The organism is Polaromonas sp. YR568, from assembly GCF_943369675.1.
Taxonomy (GTDB): Bacteria; Pseudomonadota; Gammaproteobacteria; order Burkholderiales; family Burkholderiaceae_C; genus Polaromonas.
This window is the reverse complement of sequence record NZ_CALROB020000018.1, coordinates 78,351-97,623: the sequence shown is the minus strand read 5'-3', so window position 1 is coordinate 97,623 and position 19,273 is coordinate 78,351. Positions and strand designations below refer to the sequence as shown.

Annotated in this window: 13 protein-coding genes; 4 read left to right on the top strand and 9 right to left on the bottom strand. The window is 54.7% G+C overall.

Features of this window, described 5'->3' with window-relative positions; all coding sequences use genetic code 11:
* The 3 genes from ACLV8F_RS11975 to ACLV8F_RS11965 all read left to right on the top strand — a co-directional run.
* On the top strand, positions 1-836 hold an 836-nt coding region (locus tag ACLV8F_RS11975; protein ID WP_411884445.1), incomplete at its 5' end, for a tripartite tricarboxylate transporter substrate binding protein.
* A gap of 26 nt (positions 837-862) precedes the next feature.
* Complete coding sequence (locus ACLV8F_RS11970) at positions 863-2,395, top strand: class I adenylate-forming enzyme family protein (protein ID WP_411884444.1); 1,533 nt, start codon at positions 863-865, stop codon at positions 2,393-2,395.
* A gap of 8 nt (positions 2,396-2,403) precedes the next feature.
* On the top strand, positions 2,404-3,198 hold the full coding sequence (locus tag ACLV8F_RS11965; protein ID WP_411884443.1) for a citryl-CoA lyase: 795 nt from the start codon (positions 2,404-2,406) through the stop codon (positions 3,196-3,198).
* 282 nt (positions 3,199-3,480) lie between these two features.
* On the opposite strand, the gene ACLV8F_RS11960 is transcribed toward ACLV8F_RS11965, so the two are convergent.
* The 5 genes from ACLV8F_RS11960 to ACLV8F_RS11940 form a co-directional block, all read right to left on the bottom strand.
* On the bottom strand, positions 3,481-6,009 hold the full coding sequence (locus ACLV8F_RS11960; protein WP_411884442.1) for a hypothetical protein: 2,529 nt from the start codon (positions 6,007-6,009) through the stop codon (positions 3,481-3,483).
* Positions 6,006-7,208 carry a hypothetical protein gene (locus ACLV8F_RS11955; protein WP_411884441.1) on the bottom strand — a complete coding sequence of 401 codons (1,203 nt, stop codon included), beginning with the start codon at positions 7,206-7,208 and terminating at the stop codon, positions 6,006-6,008. The genes ACLV8F_RS11960 and ACLV8F_RS11955 overlap by 4 nt, the downstream gene beginning before the upstream one ends.
* Before the next feature lie 280 nt (positions 7,209-7,488).
* The gene (locus ACLV8F_RS11950) at positions 7,489-8,697 is read right to left on the bottom strand and encodes a Druantia anti-phage system protein DruA (protein WP_411884440.1); all 1,209 of its coding nucleotides are present in this window, start codon (positions 8,695-8,697) and stop codon (positions 7,489-7,491) included.
* Positions 8,694-13,928, bottom strand: a complete 5,235-nt coding sequence (locus ACLV8F_RS11945) for a DEAD/DEAH box helicase (protein ID WP_411884439.1) — start codon at positions 13,926-13,928, stop codon at positions 8,694-8,696. The genes ACLV8F_RS11950 and ACLV8F_RS11945 overlap by 4 nt, the downstream gene beginning before the upstream one ends.
* A 1,218-nt stretch (positions 13,929-15,146) precedes the next feature.
* Entirely contained in the window at positions 15,147-15,344 is a 198-nt protein-coding gene (locus ACLV8F_RS11940; protein WP_411884438.1) for a hypothetical protein, read from the bottom strand.
* 240 nt (positions 15,345-15,584) lie between these two features.
* On the opposite strand from ACLV8F_RS11940, the gene ACLV8F_RS11935 reads away from it, so the two are divergent.
* Positions 15,585-15,914: a helix-turn-helix domain-containing protein gene (locus tag ACLV8F_RS11935; RefSeq protein ID WP_411884437.1), complete on the top strand. Its 330-nt coding sequence runs from the start codon at positions 15,585-15,587 to the stop codon at positions 15,912-15,914.
* A gap of 44 nt (positions 15,915-15,958) precedes the next feature.
* On the opposite strand, the gene ACLV8F_RS11930 is transcribed toward ACLV8F_RS11935, so the two are convergent.
* The 4 genes from ACLV8F_RS11930 to ACLV8F_RS11915 form a co-directional block, all read right to left on the bottom strand.
* Positions 15,959-16,198 carry a hypothetical protein gene (locus ACLV8F_RS11930; protein ID WP_411884436.1) on the bottom strand — a complete coding sequence of 80 codons (240 nt, stop codon included), beginning with the start codon at positions 16,196-16,198 and terminating at the stop codon, positions 15,959-15,961.
* Between the two features lie 16 nt (positions 16,199-16,214).
* On the bottom strand, positions 16,215-17,066 hold the full coding sequence (locus ACLV8F_RS11925) for a nucleotidyl transferase AbiEii/AbiGii toxin family protein (protein WP_411884435.1): 852 nt from the start codon (positions 17,064-17,066) through the stop codon (positions 16,215-16,217).
* On the bottom strand, positions 17,029-18,084 hold the full coding sequence (locus tag ACLV8F_RS11920) for a type IV toxin-antitoxin system AbiEi family antitoxin (RefSeq protein ID WP_411884434.1): 1,056 nt from the start codon (positions 18,082-18,084) through the stop codon (positions 17,029-17,031). The genes ACLV8F_RS11925 and ACLV8F_RS11920 overlap by 38 nt, the downstream gene beginning before the upstream one ends.
* 197 nt (positions 18,085-18,281) lie before the next feature.
* Positions 18,282-19,061 carry an IclR family transcriptional regulator gene (locus ACLV8F_RS11915; protein ID WP_411884433.1) on the bottom strand — a complete coding sequence of 260 codons (780 nt, stop codon included), beginning with the start codon at positions 19,059-19,061 and terminating at the stop codon, positions 18,282-18,284.
* Positions 19,062-19,273 lie beyond the last annotated feature (212 nt).

The following is a 19,273-nucleotide window of genomic DNA, read 5'->3' as shown; positions in this document are numbered from 1 at the left end:
TGGTCGCGCGCATCGTCGCGGCCGAGCTCGGCAAGCAGCTGGGCCAGCCCGTGCTGGTCGACAACCGCGCCGGCGCCAACAGCAACCTGGGCGCCGAAATCGTCGCCCGCGCGCCGGCCGACGGCTACACGCTCTATGTCTACACCATCGCCAACACCATCAATGCCTCGCTGTACGACAAGCTGTCCTACGACCCGCTCAAGGATTTCGAGGCCATAGGCCTGATCGCCAAGGTGCCCAACATCCTGGTCGTGAACCCGCAGCTGCCCATCAAGACGGTGGCCGACTACGTGCAGTTCGCCAGGACCTCGCCAACCGGTGTCACCTTCGCCACCTCGGGCAGCGGCTCGTCCATCCACCTCTCGGCCGAGATGTTCAAGTCGGTCGCCAGGATTCCCATGATGCACGTGCCCTACCGCGGCAGCGCGCCCGCGCTGACCGACCTGCTGGGCGGCCAGGTGCATTCCATGTTCGACAACGCGCCCTCGTCGCTGCCGCACGTGCGCGGCGGCAAGCTGCGGGCCATCGCCATCACCAGCGCCCAGCGCTCGCCCCTGCTGCCCGACGTGCCCACCGTGGCCGAGTCGGGCTTTCCGGGTTTTGACGTGCAATCGTGGTTCGGCCTGGCCGGGCCCACGGGCACGCCCAAATCCGTGGTCGACAAAGTCAATGCCGAGCTGAACAAGGTGCTGGCCATGCCCGAGGTGCGCAAGCGCTTGCTGGACCTCGCGGCCACGCCCGAAGGCGGCAGCCCCGCGCAGATGCGCGCCTGGACCGCGTCGGAAGCCAAACGCTGGCGCGAAATCGTCAAGCAGTCCGGCGCCCGGCCCGAATAAGCCCGAAGACAAGGACACAACCCCGCATGTTCCCGATTGATTTTTTCTGGCGCGCCGCCGAACGCTGGCCCGAGCGCATCGCCATCGACGCCCCCGAAGGCACGCTGCGCTACGACACCCTGGCCGCCCGGGTGTCGGCCTTCGCCGCCGCGCTGGTCAACATGGACCCGGCGCCGCAAAGCCGCGTCGGCATCTGCGCCGGCAACAGCACCGAGCACATCGTCGCGCTGCTGGCCGTGCTGGCCTGCGGCAAGGTGTGGGTGCCGCTCAACCCCAAAAGCACACGCGCGGAAATCCGCCGCAACGTCGACGCCACCGAGCCCTCCATCATCGTCCTGGACGCCGCCTGCATCCCGCTGCTTGAAGGCGCGCCGGGCGCGCGCATTTACTGCCAGGCCGCGGGCGACGACCCGCTGCCCACCCTGGCCGGCCTCAGCGCGCGGTACGCGGGCGCGCCCCGCCCCGTGTTTGAACTGCCGCCCCAGGCCACGCAGGCCATCAAGTTCACAGGCGGCACCACCGGCGCGCCCAAGGGCGTGATGCAGACCTACCGCGCCTGGCTGGCCAGCATCGGCAACCAGATCCACGCCTGGGGTTTCGACGAACACGAACGTTATGTGGTGGCCGCGCCCGTCACCCACGGCACCTCGACCTACCTGCTGCCCATACTGGCCCAGGGCGGCTGCCACATCATCCTGGCCGGCGCCGGCGCCGAAGCGGTGCGCGCGGCCTTCAAGGACAAAGGCGGCACCGTCAGCTTCATGCCGCCCACGCTGGTCTACATGCTGATGGCCTTGCCCCGCGCATCGCGCGCCGACTTCCCGAAGCTGCGCCGCCTGATCTACGGCGGCGCCCCCATGCCCCCCGAAAAAATCCGCGAAGTCCGCAACTTCTTCGGCCCCGTGCTGGGCACCACCTACGGACAGACCGAAGCGCCGCAAATTTTGACGGTGATGCGGCCCGAGGATTTTGAGGACGAACGCAACTGGGCCGCCGTGGGCCGCGCCACCTGGTTCAGCGACGTCGCCGTCATGGCGCCTGACGGCACGCTGCTGCCCACCGGCGAAGTCGGCGAAGTCGTGGCGCGCGGCGATTTGCTGATGTCCGGCTACTGGCGCCTGCCCGGCCTGACGGCCGAGACCATCGTGGACGGCTGGCTGCACACCGGCGACCGCGGCCTCATCGACGGGCGCGGCTACCTTTACCTCAAGGACAGGCTCAAAGACATGGTCATCACCGGCGGCTTCAACGTCTACCCCGTCGACGTCGAGAACGCGCTGGGCCAGCACCCGGCGGTGCACGAATGCGCCGTCTTCGGCATCCCCGACGACAAATGGGGCGAAGCCGTGCAGGCCGCCGTGCAACTGCGCGCCGGCCAGCCCGCCGCCACAGAGGCCGAACTGATCCACTTTGTGCGCGAACGCCTGGGCCCGGTGCAGACGCCCAAACACATCCACTTCTACGACACCCTGCCAAGGTCGCCGGTCGGCAAGGTCCTCAAAAGCGCCGTGCGCGAACGCGCCCTGGCCGCCGGCGCCGCAGCCGCCTCTTCCTCTTGAAAGTTTTTATGGCATCCACCACCGCCGCCCCCGTCACCCCCGTCACCGGCCTGTGCACCCACACCCTCACCAGCCTGCACTACCGCGGCGCCGACCTGGTGCAAGACCTGATGGGAAAGAAGACGTTTACCGAAGTCATGCTGATGCAGATCCTGAACCGCGCGCCGCGCGGCGTGGACCTGCGCATCACCGACGTGGTCCTCATCGTCCTGATGGAACACGGCCTGACCCCCAGCGCGATTGCCACCCGCCTGATCTATATGAGCGCCCCCGAAAACCTGCAAGGCGCAGTCGCCGCCGGCCTGCTGGCCGTGGGCAGTTCGTTTGTGGGCACCATGGAAAACTGCTCAGGCCTGCTGGACCGCATCAGCGCCGCAGCCGACCCCCAGGCCGAAGCCCTGGCCATCGCCCGGCATTACAAAAGCCTCAAAAGCCCGGTCCCCGGCTTCGGCCACCACCTGCACAAACCCGTAGACCCGCGCGCCTACAAGCTGCTGGACCTGGCGCGCGCCGAACCAGAACTGGCCGGCGACAAGATTCGCGCACTGGAATTGCTCTCCGCCGCCGTCGATGAAGCCGCCGGCCGCCCCATCACGATCAACGCAACCGGCGCCGTCGCGGCGCTGCTGGGGGAGATTGGGGTGCCCACCGCCGTGATGCGCGGCTTTGCCGTCATTTCACGCGCGGCGGGGCTGGTGTCGCACATCGTCGAGGAGCAAAGCAGTCCCTCGGGGCGGTTTATTTGGGAGACGGTGGAGGGGGCGATTCCGTTTGTGGGGAGGGCGGGCCAAGCAGGGAGCTGATCTCTTTCTCGGGGACCAAGCCCGCCACCACTCCTGTGCTCGACAGCGGTGCGGGTTTGACATGGCGTACGCCGACAAACTGTTCTAGGTGTTTGAGCGCCTGCATTCGAGTTCACAGTTTGAGGGGACCGGGATCGGGCTGGTGACTGTGAAGCAGATTGTGGAGATGCACCGCGGGGAAGTTTGGGCTGAGGGAGTGGCGGAGGGTTAGCCGCCGGGGATACCCCGCATAAGCCTTTCGTGAGACCGCGGTTACCACGCATATGCTTGATCTATTTTCTGTCAATCCGGAAGTGAGGATGAGTCAAGTATCGATACAACCAGCGATTTAGTCCTTACATCCAGTTTCTCGAACTCTTTTTGAAGACTTGCTCTTGCGGGCGGCCAGAGATACTCAAGCGTAGGGAGTGAGGGCAGAGTTTCTCCTTCACTTTCATCAAGGTTTTCAATTACGGTTTTAAAAGAATAATCATGATCAAAGTCAATTTCAATTCCAATCCTCGAAAACGATTTGGGAATTGGCAGTGATCCAAGCTCAATAGACTTGACAAGAAAAACTGAAGGGCAGAATGCCCCCTGTCCTAACGCTAGGCGAGTCGTGAGCCGGTCCGATAATGACCTGCCATACAAATCTAGCGCCGAAAGGTTCGCATCAACCAGAAGCATGCTGTCAGGCAGATCCGATTCATTCAAAAATGCGGAAATTACCAAATCTTCAATGATTCCTACGGACACATTGAAGCATTCACATGACCTCCCTCTCGACTTAATCCACGCGATGGTCGCTGGCCTTGCAACTGCGCCTGAAAGAATGATTGGCAGGCCGGCAGAAAAAGCAAGATCGGTAAGAGCAACGAATGCGGTGGCCTTCCGCTTCGTAACACCGAAGTCACGAAGAACTGCAACGGCATCGCCTGATAAGACTTCTCCAATAGAAATTCGAAGTGGCCCGGCCATAAGTGCACGATCAGGCGCGTTATCAGTTCCAACGGCCTGACTATTGCGAGATGAAAGTTCAGTGTAAATGGATGCCTCTGTCACAAGCTTCAACAATCCTTCAGCCTTTACCTTGTCAAAGGTTGTCTTAACTATTTTGGCGGTCTCATCTTTAAGCTTACGATGCTCCTCCTTCTGTTTTTGCACTTTGGTTTCCCAATCCGATCGCTCTTTTTGCAACCGAGAAATCTCAGCGTCTATCTCGTTCTTCTGCATCAACTTTTGTCGACTCTGCGCTTCGACGACCGCATCCACCTTGACAGAAATTTGCGGCAATAGCGTTAAGTGCTCAATAACAGTTTCCAAGGCCTCTTCATCGTTGGCCAACCTTTCCAATTCAACTTCAAGCCTCGCAATACGTTGACCAGTTAAATGAGAGTCGAGGCTTCCAACAGTTTGCGCCAGCTCCCTTAATTGAGTTTTGTTGAGCGCACCAATACCAGACTTATTTCGGAAAACGGCTTTTACCAACGACCCCAGGTCAGCACACTCATATAGCGATGATTCCGTCGGCAATGGACCCAATATGAGAAGTCGACCATCCAGTCTAATTACCGATAGGGAGTTCCACGCTAGGAGTCCGAGTTCAAACGATTCAGCCTTGGATAGATCACTTCGCTCTGGTCTTGCAGAAACAATTAGGCCATCAAGCAATTGATAGATGCTTGGCGTGATTGAGGACTGGTTAGCAACATGATTCTGTTGAAGATAATGCCGAACGGCATCAGGATCAGTGGATGGAAAAGGCACCATTCTTAAGACGTATATTGGCCTTTTTTCTGACGCTATGTGATATCGAGTTCGCTTGTCAGTATCATGCTCAGCGACCCTCCAAACACCAACCTCTCCTCGCACCGGCTGTTTAGGCCGACCGGTACCACTGAAAGATATCAAGTTACCCGTTTCAGGGAATAGGACTTGCGCATCTCCATCTCGAATAAAAAAAGCTTGGCCACCTCTCACGACCGCAACCGGCTGCAAGAACGCCGGGCTAGGCCAGTTTGCATTAGTGCAATAGGCCATTACCTCATCGGTTTCCTCTAATTGGTCACCAGAAAAACCCATTTGTTCCTGAACATGAAACCCTCTTGCAGAATCGCTAAGCTTTGTCCTAGATTCCGTCGCCCTGAGGTAATCCTCCAGAGTTTTTTGGAGACTTAGATCCTGGGACAATTCATCGAGCGCAGACCTCGCCTCGTTAAATCGCCCCAATTTAGCGGCCTGTAAACCACAGACAAATGTTGCAAGCTTGGCCGGTAGCCCGCTAACAAAGCCCTCCACGTCATTCCCATTGAGCAATGACACAAAAATCTGCGGAAGGCTAGGCATTATGTCGATGGCGGCCTCGCCAATCACCGGTTTAGCAAACTGTATAGCGGCTTCGGCACTATGCCTTTTTCCCTGCGGAGCCCCAAGGTGCGTTTTTAAGAAATCTAGTAGATAGTTGGGCGGACTATTTCCGAAAAGATGAATCAAGCAAGAACGTGCCAAGCGACGCGCTTCATCGGGCAATAGTTCTTCTTGAAGTTCTTCATAGAGCTTGAACTCATCGACCAGTCCTTCTGGCTCAATGGGATCTATCAACGTTAGATTTTTGTTAAACCATGAACGCACAACGGAATCGGTCTTTGGCGGCAATTCCGCGGCAAGAGTCTTAACCCGGGCCTGGTTTCCCTTTGGGAGATTCTGAACTTTGGCACCTAGTCGTATTAGCTCGATGCGGGAGTCCTCAAAAAATTTTCTGAGTTCGAATTCTTCCGTCCCAACACTTAACAAGTATTCAAACCGCTTCCGATCTATTCCGCCATAAGTCATTTCAATTCATCCTTCTTTTTTAGATACTGAATATGTGGACGGAAATTTTTATTGAGTGAGAATCCGTCATCCAAGACGTCCCGTTCTTTCGCAACGATTCGACTACCAACTGAGATTGACGAATGCCGTGATCTGATGCCTGAGAGCCACAATTGCTCGTGATTCGGTAGCACAGCTCTTGGTTGGAAGAACGGAACCTCAGGAGCACTCAGTAACCCAAAATTCCCCGCACGAACGGAAGAGACTCCTTCTCGCCAACGGCTACTAATAGTCAGGCCATCCGTATTCCAGGCAGTCTTTTCGTAGCTCGCGAATGACATTACTCGAACACTTGGAAATCGAATGTTCACGTCTATTTCGTAGTTTTTCCCAACAATCGCGGGAAGACCCTCATCGAATAGCTCCAGCGTTGCCGCATCTACAGTGACTCGCACGCCTTCGGGAGCGTAAAGGAGACAGCTCTCCGTCCTAATAGAAAGTTGCTCTCTTTGACCGCAGAACAATGCAATGCTTAGTTCTTGATTGCGCCTGATCTCACCAAATTCATCATCGAGCCAAGTAATGCTCGGCCCTACCCCTTGCGTTTCGTGACTATAAATATCGCACTCAATACTTGCGGTTCGACGAACTCTTATCGCAGAGTCACCTTCAGGGAAAACTGCTGTGCCATCCCACTCATAGTGATGAGGCGTGTCAACCAGAAATACTCGAGGAGATTCAATTCTCACTTGCCTCCTGAAATAATTTGATGCGTGATTGACCAACTGCAGTTGACTACCGGAATTGCCGTGTGGTAATTGAAACTCATACATTTGCCACCCCTCGTATGACGCTCTATTCACCAGTCGTATTTGGGAATCGTCAGACGGCATCGGCTGCTTTGTTGGCGCAATAAGAACGTAGTTACATCCGAGCTCCAATGGTTCTTGCGAACTTAGGAGTTCGCCGCCGTCTTCGATGGCGTGGAACAGATTTATGCCATTTCTAACTTGGCCAACAAGGGATAGCAGCTCATCGGCAAGATTAGCCATTTGGCCTGTTCCATTTATATCTATCAGCGGAAAGCTGAGACGAAGGGGAATAGCCTGCTTGTTGGACAAATGCTTGTGTTCAATGAACTTTGTTCCAGCATCACCAGAAACACGAAGAGTTCCCTGAATTTCTGCTCCACCTTTAGTTTTTGGCAGAACAAGACTCAATGACAGTCGTCCGTCGATGTCCCAACGTGCTAGTAAGCGACTTCTGGCAAAGCGTGGCGTCTTCGGCGTAGATAGTGCGGGTCCGGGGTTTGATGTCGAAGATGGTGACTGCCCCGGCGTGTAGAGTTCACAACCAGGCTTGGCCCTGTAACTGAAGTGAGCGAAGCTAGCTCGTCTGTATTGCCCCGCGCGACGGAAAACTGGCTCACGACAACTGGGACATAGCAGGCGCAGGCTAAAGTAGCCTGAGGTGGTGGCATGAACATGGTTACCCAACTGATCAAGAGCCCATTCCACTCCGGGTCTTCTCCTTATAGATTTTCTGAAGCACATTGGGGCCGATAACATCCAGAAACTGCTCAGCTCGCCACTGCTTAAACTCTGGCCTCCTCTCACTTCGGGGAACCATCCATCGGTTCACAGCTTTCCGCCCTATTTCATCAATGCTAGGCAAATCTTCATAAATTGGTACAGGCTCATCACCACAAAGAAATTGCCTCGCATTCTTGGCAATTTCACATAAGTAGATTTCCCGAACCATGCCGTGCTGAACCAGATCCTCTTTAAGTCCGAGTAAGGTTAAGGCCCGCTTAACAACTCTGATCCTCCAATTGGGTCCCTGACCAAAATCGAATCCGTCAGCGTACGGATCTTTATTGAGACTCAGAAAGCTACGGAAGTCCTCAAATAGTGAATCTGAGATATGGAAGTGTCCCCAGCCGGATGTATATCCTATTGGCTCTAAAATTTTCCTCCCATCTAGCGCCACACGGTTATAGATTGAAGATCGCCCCAACGAAGAGCTTGTTGTCACCGCAACCAGCCTGGCCCGCTTTTTTCTGTTTGAAATAAGTCCTTTCGTTTGACGATATTTATCGTCGAAAGCCTGAACTACCTCTTTAGTGCGAATTAAGGATGCTAGGACTTTCCCTCCCAACAAAGTGTTATAGGGAGGGACCGCGCCTAGAACATAAGCGTCCATCATATGGACAAGAGCATCCTTCCGGCGAAGGTGGTCCCATCCAATTTTCGTATCCCGCGCTTTGAGGTTGAAAACCGCGTCTCCAAGAGCGATTAACCCCATGAGCTTATGGTTGTGCTCGTCCCAGACCAAGAACCTCAAACGTCGACCATATCCATCAGACACCGGTATCTGCCAGTTCATGCTGGCCAGCCTGAATAGATCACTTGCCGCTGAATCTCCAGGAACCAGCTGCAGGCTTGGCCTTATGGATGCGACATCAATATCGCTACCTGAGGCAAAATGCCCAATGAGTTCCTCCGCATTATTTCGTATCCACTTCGCTGAATCCTTAAGTTTTTGCTGTCGATGATGTGCATGGACGAGTCGGTAGCTCTCTTTAGTCATCGAGGGAGGAACTAAGGCTCCGTTTTCATCTTTCGTAAACCCCAAAGATTTGAGATGTTCTCTCAATTTTCTTTTTAGACTTGCCTTCTGCGCATCTAAACGGATTACTTTGGCGGTCATTCAACCTCCGCATATGCGCCAGGCAGGTCTTTCGCAATCTCGTATGGAGTGAATAGCAATCGTCCCTTCTGTGTTCCATTTGGCCATCCGTAAAGGTTCGGACTGACAAGTGAGGGCCCAAGGAAGATTTCTTTAATCTCTCCGTTCTTCGACATCTGAAGGGGTGTCGAAGTCTTCTCATTGTTGACCCAGCCCGCCAGCTCTAGCAGATCTCGCAGCGGCTTTAATAGAACTCTTTGCTCCGAATTACTAAGTTGCTTAGGCAGTGCGCCAACGGAAAGATACTCAAGAAGCTCTAGGGCAAGGAAACGATCTAGGGCCGGATGATGCAGGCGATTTCCGTAGTGCCGCAAGCACTTATCACAAGAGCTTGAACAAGTGCATTTTTCGAGCACGCTTTTTGCCGCATCCAACACTTTAGGAAAGATCTTTCCCGCAAGCGTCGCATATCCGGCTCCGCCTGATAAGGTGTCGAAGATGAAGATATCTGCCGCGTATTGTGAGTCTCCAAGCCGCACAAATCGATATCCAGAGCTGACCTCTCTTATGTCGATATCGAGCGTATGACTTATGCCCAAAACCAAAGCCTCAGAGAACGATTGAAGCGCGTCAGATATAGGTAGTTTTAGGCGTGAATCAACGGGATCAAATCTGACATTTTTGCTTATATCAATTCTGAAAAGTAAAATGTCCGAGGAAAACGAGTAGCCTAGGAATACGCGCTCCCCTTCACCATCACATTGAACCGAAGGTTTTGGTTCGCCTTTCTTCGGCAGAACCCTGTAGTCGCGTTTGTGTGGTCCCAGTGGCTTCCCGGTGAGTGAAGTTTTCCCGCACTTCTGACATACCCAGAACCCCTCCTCATCATTTACGTCTGCGCCTTTATTCACCATCACCATTGATTGGTCCCGCGCAGTTGCCAGTTTCGCATTTGTCAATACTAGTTCCCAAGCAAAAGGTGCCGCGCCCTCAGGTAGCGGCAACTGCGCAGAGGTTGCTTGGCTATAAACCTGCTCATCATCGAACTCATCAATTTCTCTTCCGCCCTCTGGAAAGACCACCTCCGGCTGGATCACGGAAACCGACAGTAATTTTCCATTTGCACACAGCGGACATTTGGTCGCGTTGGAGTTTGAATGAGTAAAGCCTGCCGTGAACAGGCAAGAGTCGCAATGTACATAGCTACGTTTTCCGGCAAAGAGCCGTGTCGCTCGGTTCACGTCTGCACTTCCACTGCTAGCGGCCACCGTTCCAATTCGGTAAGTTTTCTTATTTACTACCACTAGCCGTCCAGGAGCGTATTCGGTTAGCGCGATGTTTAGTCCCTGTTGCGGCCGTTGAAGTATGGGCACCTGCGGACGACCGGTGACATTTCCATCTCGCTCGATCTGCAACGCACACAAATCTCTGGGAAATGCGTACGCAGGTAGGTGCCCATGACTAAACAGATACTCGATTAAGTATTCATCCGCCTGGTCGATTTCGTCCTCAGTTAAAGGCCGATCGGCATGAAGCACCTCCCAAAACTCCTTCGCTACGGTGCGTGGATCAATACCCAGCTCCACCGGAAGCCATTGCGATACTTCGGCATAAGCCTTCTCTGCGTCTGTCGACTTCTCGATCCACTCCACCAGGGACCTCAAGGAAAAATCGCCTTCTCCTGTAAAGAAAGCCCAGGTGTCTCCAAGCATCGAGAAAATGTTTCCAGTGACAGAGCTACCCTCTCGCCCAATAAAAAAAGCATGTATCAACTGAGCCCGTACATGCCTCTCGACAATCTTCCTGTTTTTGGTATCTACTCCGGGCATCGCTGGATCACCGGAAATAATTATTTCCGGATTTTTAAAATAATGATTGTCGTGAGGACTGTTTTGGGCGTACGTAACTACCGTGGACATAGACGCACCCCGTCTACCCGCCCGCCCGGCTCGTTGCTGATAGTTCTGCCTCAGCGGCGGAATATTCCTAAGCCCCACGGCAACTAGAGAGCCGATATCAATACCGACTTCCATAGTCGTAGTACTAGACAAGACGTCAATTGAAATATCTCCGTTTCGCACCAAAATATCCTTGAATCTCCTCTCAAAGTCTTCCGTAGTCGTGCTCGGTCCATCAGCATCTCGATGAGAAAGTTGAGCGGTGTGCTCTTCAACATTGAGATTCATAGGTTTCGCCTTCCCCTCCAAAATTCGAACCACCGGGTCTCGCCAGAATCCTTTCCTGGCCCGAAGATATGCGGAATCTTCCGGGTTCACCGATGTGATATTTTTCGCTTGGCAATTAGGGCAGGCGTTCCACCAAGATACGGGACTTGTAGCAGTACAAGATAGGCATTGAAACCAATTTTTTTTCACGGCCACTTCCAACCTCACCCGTCCCGGATGGATATAGAAGTTTCCGTTCTCGTCCTTCGCGGCGAGGAAATTACTGAATGCGTCCCTGATAGGCTGCACCGAAATTCCACGTTCAGCTAAGAACACCTCCTGTCGTTTTGAGAAGCCTTTGGCTGTGGGGATGCCCACTGGATATCCCGCAGCTTCTAGACGTATTCCAGAGCGTATTGCCGGGTCGAAGGCAAACTCGTTCGACAACCCTTGAAGCCAAACAACGGAAAGAGCGACGATCTCGTCGGGTTTAAGTCTGTCGAGAGTTTTCGCCAAATTGGCCAGGGCTTTATCAGATGGCCTCATATATGCCAAAGTCAATGAAGCCACGCTATAAAACCTTGATCCCAATTGCCTAAGTAACTGCGCGCTGAATCGAGGTGGTGCTGTCAGATCGATATCTTGAAGCGCCCCTCTTAGATCTCCTTCATGCCATTCGATGTATTCAGCAACAGCCGTTTGAACAATATGACGATCTTTGCCGTCAAATAACTGCAAACTTACTGAGGCCAAGACATCGATAAATGCGATGTAGATGGATTTATTCAGCAGTGGCTCGATTTTTTCTTTCGTTAGTCGCTCTGCAGCCATCAGCAGTAGCTGACGAAAAACATCCTGCTCTATTTCCCTTGGTATATCCCTAGCCAGGCGTGCCGCCTTTTGACGGCCATCGGAAAATAACAGCGATTTTCTGCCTTCATTTGGGGACTGGGCACATGCCGGCTGGGTAGGGGGTTGAAGAGCCACCTGCTCTTTGACTAAGTGCGCAAACGGGGCTTCACCCTTTGTTGCCAAATCCATTATTTTGGATTGGCCTTGCCATTTTTTAAGGCATACGGGGCACTCACGATCAAAGGAAAGGACCCATCTCCCCTTATCTTGTATCGGGAAATCGGGGCGAATTACTTCTAGATAGCCTTTCGCATCTGAGCCACTCGGAGGGATTTTTATAATTCTGCCTGTCCCAATATGCAGCCAATTTTTACTGGCACCCACGGTCGCTGTGTGAGAGTCGTGCCTGGTTATTTCTACTCCTAGATGAACCTCCATCAGATGGCGGTCGCTCCATAAACCTTTTGAAGGTTCATGCCAAAGGAAATCCTTTGTCTCGCTGCTGACGTAGCCTCGAAGAAAAGCCGCGCCACAATCCCGATGGGTTAACAGTTCATATACGCGTCCGCCGCAATCACAGCGCAGCCGTGGCTCTGCGTACATTTTCCCCAATGATGGCTTAGAGTTGCCTTGTGCGCGAACCGAACAATCAGGGTTAACACACGCATACAGTCCTGGCAGGCCACGGAAGAATAGATGTGCTCGGACGGGGGAATAGACTTTTCCACTCACGTCATCCCTACCAAATGACATGAGTGAGATTAGGCTTTCCATCGACTGATGGGCATTTCTTCCTGAAGGGAATACCTCAGCACAAACCATCTCCATAGTTTTGGGAGAGTTACTTAAGATATTCGAGGCGAGACTGGCCGGACCGAACTGGGCTAACCACTGATATACGGCATGACGGAGAAGTTCCACTGTCATCTCGTCGTCATTGACGGGGAATTTCAGATCATCGAAAAGTTTTTTAAGCTCGATCGTGGCTTTTTCGGAATCTATATGCAACTCATGCAATGACGAAAATTGATATTGGGACAGTGCATTCGCCTCACTCTGAGTAGCTGGTCGAGCACCTACTTTCACAAGTGGCTTTCCAGAGATCACCGTAAAGCTTTTGGAGGTATCAGCGAGCCCCGTCAAATCTCTCGCAAACTCCTTGACTTTCTTAATTGCTTCGTTACTTGAACCCAAACTTGCACTGGTGAGGATGTAACGAATACGAGACCGCGGAACTCCGAGCCTAGAGTGAAGTCGCCGCAGTAAATAAGCCACCTCCGCTCCATTCGATCCTCTATACATGTGAGCCTCGTCGAGAACTATCGTGAACTTATTGCGCTCATCAGCGGCTAGCCACGCAGCAGTCTGCTGAAAAATAGGTCGTTCAATTGGCCTCAGAAGCATGTACTCGAGCATCGAGTAATTGGTAATAAGCAGGTCGGGAGCACGAGCTCTCATCTCTTGTCGGGTAAGGAGCTCCGAATCAAATTCTTGTGTTCGATAATTATTCGCCGCAAAGTTAAGAATGTCTTTTGCGGGCCATTTGCCTTCGGATTTCAGTCGTTGCTCAGCCCCCTCATTCAAGTTGCTAAACAGATGTGCTAACAGTGGATCAATTCGGTCCTTATCTTTTCCTGGACTGGATGAGCCAGCGTACGGGGTGCGGCTCGTGTACATGCCAAACGTTGCGTTCCCTGCTCTACCGCCTCTCAGCGATTTGGCAATCTCTTCGTCTCCAAGCAAACGACGTAACCTAGACAATTGGTCGTTCACTAGAGCGTTCATGGGATAGAGCAGAAGCGCCCGTACTCCTGGTTTCACCCAAACTTCTGGTCGCGCCGTGGATTCAATGGCCAGCGATCCAAGAATAGGCATCAAGAAGCTTTCCGTCTTTCCAGAACCTGTTCCCGTCGCCACGATCACCTCTCCGCCATCCTTTAGGAAGCATTGAAGTGATTCCGCTTGATGTTGATACGGGCGAGCGTAGATTCCGGTGAGCGGACGTGTTGACGCTAGCGTAAGGATTTTTTGAGCGGCTAAAGGTATTTCCAGTTCCGCGTACGGTTTTGCAGATCCATAGAACGGCGTGGCTTCCAATCTAGGATCTTGAAAAGTCACCCCAGCTGTATCGAGTAGCGCCTTTCGTTCCGCAATCAATCCCTCGTCCCAAATATGGTACTGAGCTTCTAGGTATTGATGAAACGACTTACTAATTCCTTCAAATACGGTACTCACGGAATACACTTTTGTCCCTTGCATCACACGTCTCCTATTTCAATGCCTAAGGCATCAAATCTATTTCTTATTGCGTTATTAGCTCCGAGACCTTCTACTAAGTACAAACGCGTCCCTATGCTGGGCTGGCGGGAAGCCAGTGCAAGAAGTAGGCGACGTTCTTGGCGAGGCAACTGAAAGTTGAATTGGTAAGCACAGGACCCTCCTCTTCTTTCCGCTCGGCATCCCATTCGTTTTCCTTCTAAGCCAGCCAAACCAAATTGCAATCTCTCTGCATCAACGGGTAAATTACTCTCAGCCCAAACTTGGCCCTTTGACACCTGAGCAACAAAATACTTATTGCTTGTGGCTGTAAGTCGATGTCTCGCCAAAACTATGCCGTCAGTTGCCCTCACTTCAGCAGGGAGCGATTCGCTCCACTTGGGACACCATATCCCCGTCCTACTGCGGTAGATATCAAAAAATTCGATGCTCCCGCTATAACGAGTTGGCTGTAACGTCTTCTTGGCTAAGCTGATGAAGTCCTCAGTCCACGTCAACGTAGAAGCGGGAGGCTTGCCAAGCCAATGGTCCAAGGCCTGTGAGGGGAAAATATGCGACTCAGCCTTATCGATAGTTCGTATGCGCCCGAGATTCCGTACTGAGGCCAAGTGCCTCTGCAGCTCCAAAGTAGGGGAGATCGATACAAGTAAATACAAGGAGTGATCGATCGCGACTACCCTATTGGGCGTCGGTTGCCAGTACCCTTGATTTAGATTTTCAACTTCGCGCAACATCGTTAGAACGCTCAAGGCGTATCTAAGTGAAGTCGAAATTCCTGCTCTTCGGAAGGCTGTGGATAGGCGCATGATATGCACTTCTCGTGCCTCAGTCTGATTCACATACGAGAGAGCGGCAATCGTGGCTCGACCGAAATTGATCGCGTCAATGTACGAATTGCGAGTTTCAATCATGCCTATGGTCGTAGGCATGGTCTTTAGCCATCTTGCTTCGCACAAAGTTCACGGCCATCCCTTCTGGGCCAATGCGGCCTCTTTGTTCCGAAGTGTATTTCAGGAGGGTCTTCGCTACAACAACTTGATGAGCCGGATTTATATCTGCAGGAAGCAAAAATCTTCAGACTTTTTTAGCCCGATATTAAACAAACGCCCAGACCCCGCTGAAGACGGTTTCGTTCGAAGTCGCCCGATTTATCCGAAGAACCCCTAAGCCCTCTTCTTAAACATAGCCGCCCCCCCCACTCGCCGCCCGAATCTCATCCGCCGTCGCCAGCAAAGCCTCCGCCAGTTCTTCCATACGCGCCTCGGTCAGCCGCACCAGCGGCCCCGCGATCGTGACCACGCCGATGGCGCCTGAGGGCGCGAGCACGGATGCGGCCATGGCGGTCATGGAGAGGGAGAAGACTGCGATGATCATGCTGAAGCCGCGTTTGCGCGCGGTTTGCACGTAAGCGTGCGGCGAGCTTCACAGCGCCGGAGGGCTTGAGCCTAAGTGTCCAGGCTGGCAATGCCGCTTGTAGCAAAGTTGAGAACACATGCAGCATGGATTGCTTCAGGGGCCCGTATAGCAGTCATCGACCTCCTCACCCTAAAGTACGGCAAGCATCCATATTTAGTGTTTTAGAATTTTTAAATATCCATATTTGGACACTAATTTATGACCACCCCCATCCCCCAATCAGTTGACCGGACCCTTCAACGCCTTGGCCAAAACATCGCGTTGGCGCGGCTGCGCCGCAACCTGTCCCAAGCCGCATTGGCGGAGCGCATAGGCGCGTCGGTAAACACGGTGCGGCGCATGGAGGCGGGCCACCCCGGCACCGCGCTGCAACACCTGGCACGGACGCTTCAGGTGCTAGGGGGGCTGGGGTCACTGGACCAACTGCTGGACACGCGGCAAGACACGATCGGCCTGGCGCTGATGAATGAGAAAGTGCCGCGCCGAGCACGGCTACCCAAGATCAAGGCCGATAGCGGCGCGTTCTGATGGATCTGCTGAGGCATCGCGATGACGCCCCTCAGCATGCGGAGCTAGAAAAAGCCAAGGCCTTGCTTGCCTCGGCTCCAAGCCGCTAGGCCGCCAACCCCTAAGCCCTCTTCTTGAACATAGCCGACCCCCCCACTGGCCGCCCGTATCTCATCGGCCGTCGCCAGTAAAGCCTCGGCCAGCTCCTCCATGCGCGCCTCGGTCAGCCGCACCAGCGGCCCCGCGATCGTGACGACGCCTATGGCGCCCGAGGGTGCGAGCACGGGCGCGGCCATGGCGGTCATGGAGGGGGAGAAGCATTCAACGCCTGTCCGCAAGGCCGTCACAGACGGCCTGGATGAGTTGACGGGCTTGTTCCAGGTTTGGGCCTGATTGGCCCGCCAGGATCAGCGGGCCGCCTTCGTCCGCTTCAGGGCGCAGTATTTCGAGTACACGCTTCCTGGATTGCGCATCCAGCAGAACCGCGACATCGCGCCCCAGCAACCGCGCGCTTGTGGCTTCGTGGTGGTAGTCGTCGACCTCGAAAAGATCCGGGGGCTCCACCCCCGCGCGCTCAAGGTTCCCGCAATCCAGGTAGTGCCGCAGGTGCAGCACCAGGTCACCCGCGTCTTTTCCGGGAAACTCTTGATGCCTGTCCTTCCAGGCCGCCACCTTGAGCAGCGCCAACGCAGGAATGCTTGCTACCTGCCATCTCACGCCTTCGGGCAGCAAAACTGAAAGGCTGGCATCAAATGCTTCACGGAGGCCAAAACAGTCAAGGACGATCTGTTGCTTGGGCGGCCAGGCAATTGTTCTATCGGCGCGCTCAATAGCCCCAAACGGAACAATGTCCAGCGGAAGACCGCTTTTCACGTGGTGCAAGCGATGTGTAGCCGGGCCCGGCCTCTCCAGAAAAGCCCCCGTTTCGACGAGCCCTGCGCGCAACGCCGAAAATGCCTCCCAATCACGCACCATGACCGAAAAATCGGCATCTTTTGTCTGGCGGCCGGTGTTGATTCCATGCGTGTAAAGCAGCATCAGGTCGCGCGCCATGGCCCCCATCAGGAAGAACTCAATGCCCATGGGCTCGGCCACCGCCTGCAAGTCGCGCGCGATGTGCGCGAGCGACAGGAGCTCAGGCCTCGTTGAAAAGTCGAATGATATGGGCGTCATAAATCATCCGGGCCGTTTCAATGCAACGTGCGTCGCCGGTTGCCAGCAAGTCCGCGTAGGTGAGAAGCGGCGGGACCAGATTGGCGTGATGGGGTTCAGCGGGAAAGTCCCAGAAACGTTTACGTACTTCCACCACCGCCGCATGGCCGGGTTCAGGCTCTTTCAGAAACTTCATGCGCGCGGCCAGCCGGGCTGGCATTTTTTCCGCATAAATCGTCAACTCGCCGGGACGAAGGTAATCCGTCAAGAGGGCGCCGGCGGGTTCACCGCCCCACTGTGCGCCATGGTCCAGTAAAGGCCAGTCCCGCCAGCCATCGAGCGTTCCGATGTAATAGCGGCCCAGCAAGGTACGGGGCCTTAGGGTTCGCGCATAGGCATCGGCCCATTGCGCAAGCAGCCGCTCCTGCTGAAACAGCCGGCGTGTGCCGCGCTTCCCGTTCAGGTCGCGGACAAATCCTTGCTGTTGCAGGTCGGGAATGACCCAACCGACCGTGCCATGGGCCACACCGGCCATCTTGCCCAGTTCCCGATATGGCCGGTTAACCGCCCCGGGATTGCACAACAATGTGAAAAGAATTTGCAGGCCTGTCGGCTGAAAAGCCTTGCCAGCCGCGAAAGTGGTGATGCCAGGTTTTTCAAGGCGCTTTTGGCCTTTCACCCAAATAAGCAGCGGCCCCTCTTCGATATAGGCATTGCCGGCCGTATCCAGAAAGGCGACGCCGCGCGCTTTGAGTTCGTCGGCCAGCGCAGGTGTCACATAGTCGGTGACCAACAGGGCCTTTTTACCCAGCCGCGCCAGCCGCTGCAATGCGATTCCCAATGTCGCCGGCTGCAAGGCATGGCGTATTTCAAACGGGTAAACCAATTTCTGTTTACCCCGTGCAATGCGCACAAATCCATCAGCTTCTGTTCCCGCGGGTGGATTGGGCTCAATCTGCACGGTCACACCCCAGTTTTGAGCGGCCTTCATAGCCGCCTGCAGCAGGGGATTTTCAGCAGGGATAAGCAATTTGTCCATTATTGGCAATTGTCCACTATTAATAGACTAATCACAATATTGGACAAATAACCAATAACAGATCAATTTGTCCAATATTATCTCTTGTCCATTATTAATAGCCGACCTTGATTATTGGACAATTAAAACGTTTTAATTGAACTGGACTCAGCATTGACTGTTAACTGACAGTCTTTGGTGATTGCAGGAGCGCCGGCCTAAGCCCTCTTCTTGAACATAGCCGACCCCCCACTGGCCGCCCGTATCTCATCCGCCGTCGCCAGCAAAGCCTCAGACAACGCCTCCATACGCGCCTCGGTCAGCCGCACCAGCGGCCCCGCGATGGTGACCACGCCGATCGCGCCCGAGGGCGCGAGCACGGGCGCGGCCATGGCGGTCATGGAGGGGGAGAAGACTTCGCTGATCATGCTGAAGCCGCGTTTGCGGGCGGTCTGGATGTAGGCCAGCAGCGCCTTGACGGTGGTGGGGGCATTCGGGCCGTAGTCCGTTGGTTGGCCGAAGCCTTGCCGGGCGACCAGTCTTAGCGCTTCTTCATCGCTCATGGTGGAGAGCCAGGCGTGGCCGGCTGCGCTGCAAGAGAGGCGCACCGACAGGCCCATGTCGGGGTCATAACGCAGGCCGCGGCGGGCGCCCTGGGCTTTGGCGACGAAGGTCAAATCGTCGCCGTCGACGACGGCCAGGCGGACCAGTTCGCCGCATTCTTCGGCCAGGTGGTCCAGCAGGGGCTGGGCGACGTCGACGACGCCGGAGGCGCTCAAAAAGCTCAGGCCCAGGGAGACGAGCTTGATGGTGAGCACGTACTCGCCTTGCTCGCGCACCTGGCGCACATAACCGCTGCGGCACAGCTCGGCGAGCAGGCGGTGGGTGGCGCTGAGGGGCATGTCCAGCGTGGCGGCGATGGTGGAGACGGTCATGCCCTGGGGGTGGGCGGCGAGTTGCTCCAGGGTTTTAAAGCTTCTTTCCAGCAGGGTGCTCATGGCGTGGGACTCTTTGGCTTGACGGTGTCTGGGGGCGATGCGGGTGCCGGCCGCTTCCTGGGGGATTGGCCGGGCCCTCTATATATACATGCGGGTTTGACCGATTGGGCCATGGCCTGAACCGGGCCGCAATTGAATAATGGTAATGGTTTTCCACAATGGAAAGACTTTCCACTTCACGAATATGATGCCCTCGGCCTGCAGCTTGTGCT

Bases quoted from the DNA above. Each gene is read 5' to 3' on its own strand.
- ACLV8F_RS11970 (WP_411884444.1), top strand. From the start codon at position 863: ATGTTCCCGATTGATTTTTTCTGGCGCGCCGCCGAACGCTGGCCCGAG.
- ACLV8F_RS11965 (WP_411884443.1), top strand. From the start codon at position 2,404: ATGGCATCCACCACCGCCGCCCCCGTCACCCCCGTCACCGGCCTGTGC.
- ACLV8F_RS11960 (WP_411884442.1), bottom strand. From the start codon at position 6,009: ATGACTTATGGCGGAATAGATCGGAAGCGGTTTGAATACTTGTTAAGT.
- ACLV8F_RS11950 (WP_411884440.1), bottom strand. From the start codon at position 8,697: ATGACCGCCAAAGTAATCCGTTTAGATGCGCAGAAGGCAAGTCTAAAA.
- ACLV8F_RS11940 (WP_411884438.1), bottom strand. From the start codon at position 15,344: ATGATCATCGCAGTCTTCTCCCTCTCCATGACCGCCATGGCCGCATCC.
- ACLV8F_RS11935 (WP_411884437.1), top strand. From the start codon at position 15,585: ATGACCACCCCCATCCCCCAATCAGTTGACCGGACCCTTCAACGCCTT.
- ACLV8F_RS11930 (WP_411884436.1), bottom strand. From the start codon at position 16,198: ATGACCGCCATGGCCGCGCCCGTGCTCGCACCCTCGGGCGCCATAGGC.
- ACLV8F_RS11925 (WP_411884435.1), bottom strand. From the start codon at position 17,066: ATGACGCCCATATCATTCGACTTTTCAACGAGGCCTGAGCTCCTGTCG.
- ACLV8F_RS11920 (WP_411884434.1), bottom strand. From the start codon at position 18,084: ATGGACAAATTGCTTATCCCTGCTGAAAATCCCCTGCTGCAGGCGGCT.
- ACLV8F_RS11915 (WP_411884433.1), bottom strand. From the start codon at position 19,061: ATGAGCACCCTGCTGGAAAGAAGCTTTAAAACCCTGGAGCAACTCGCC.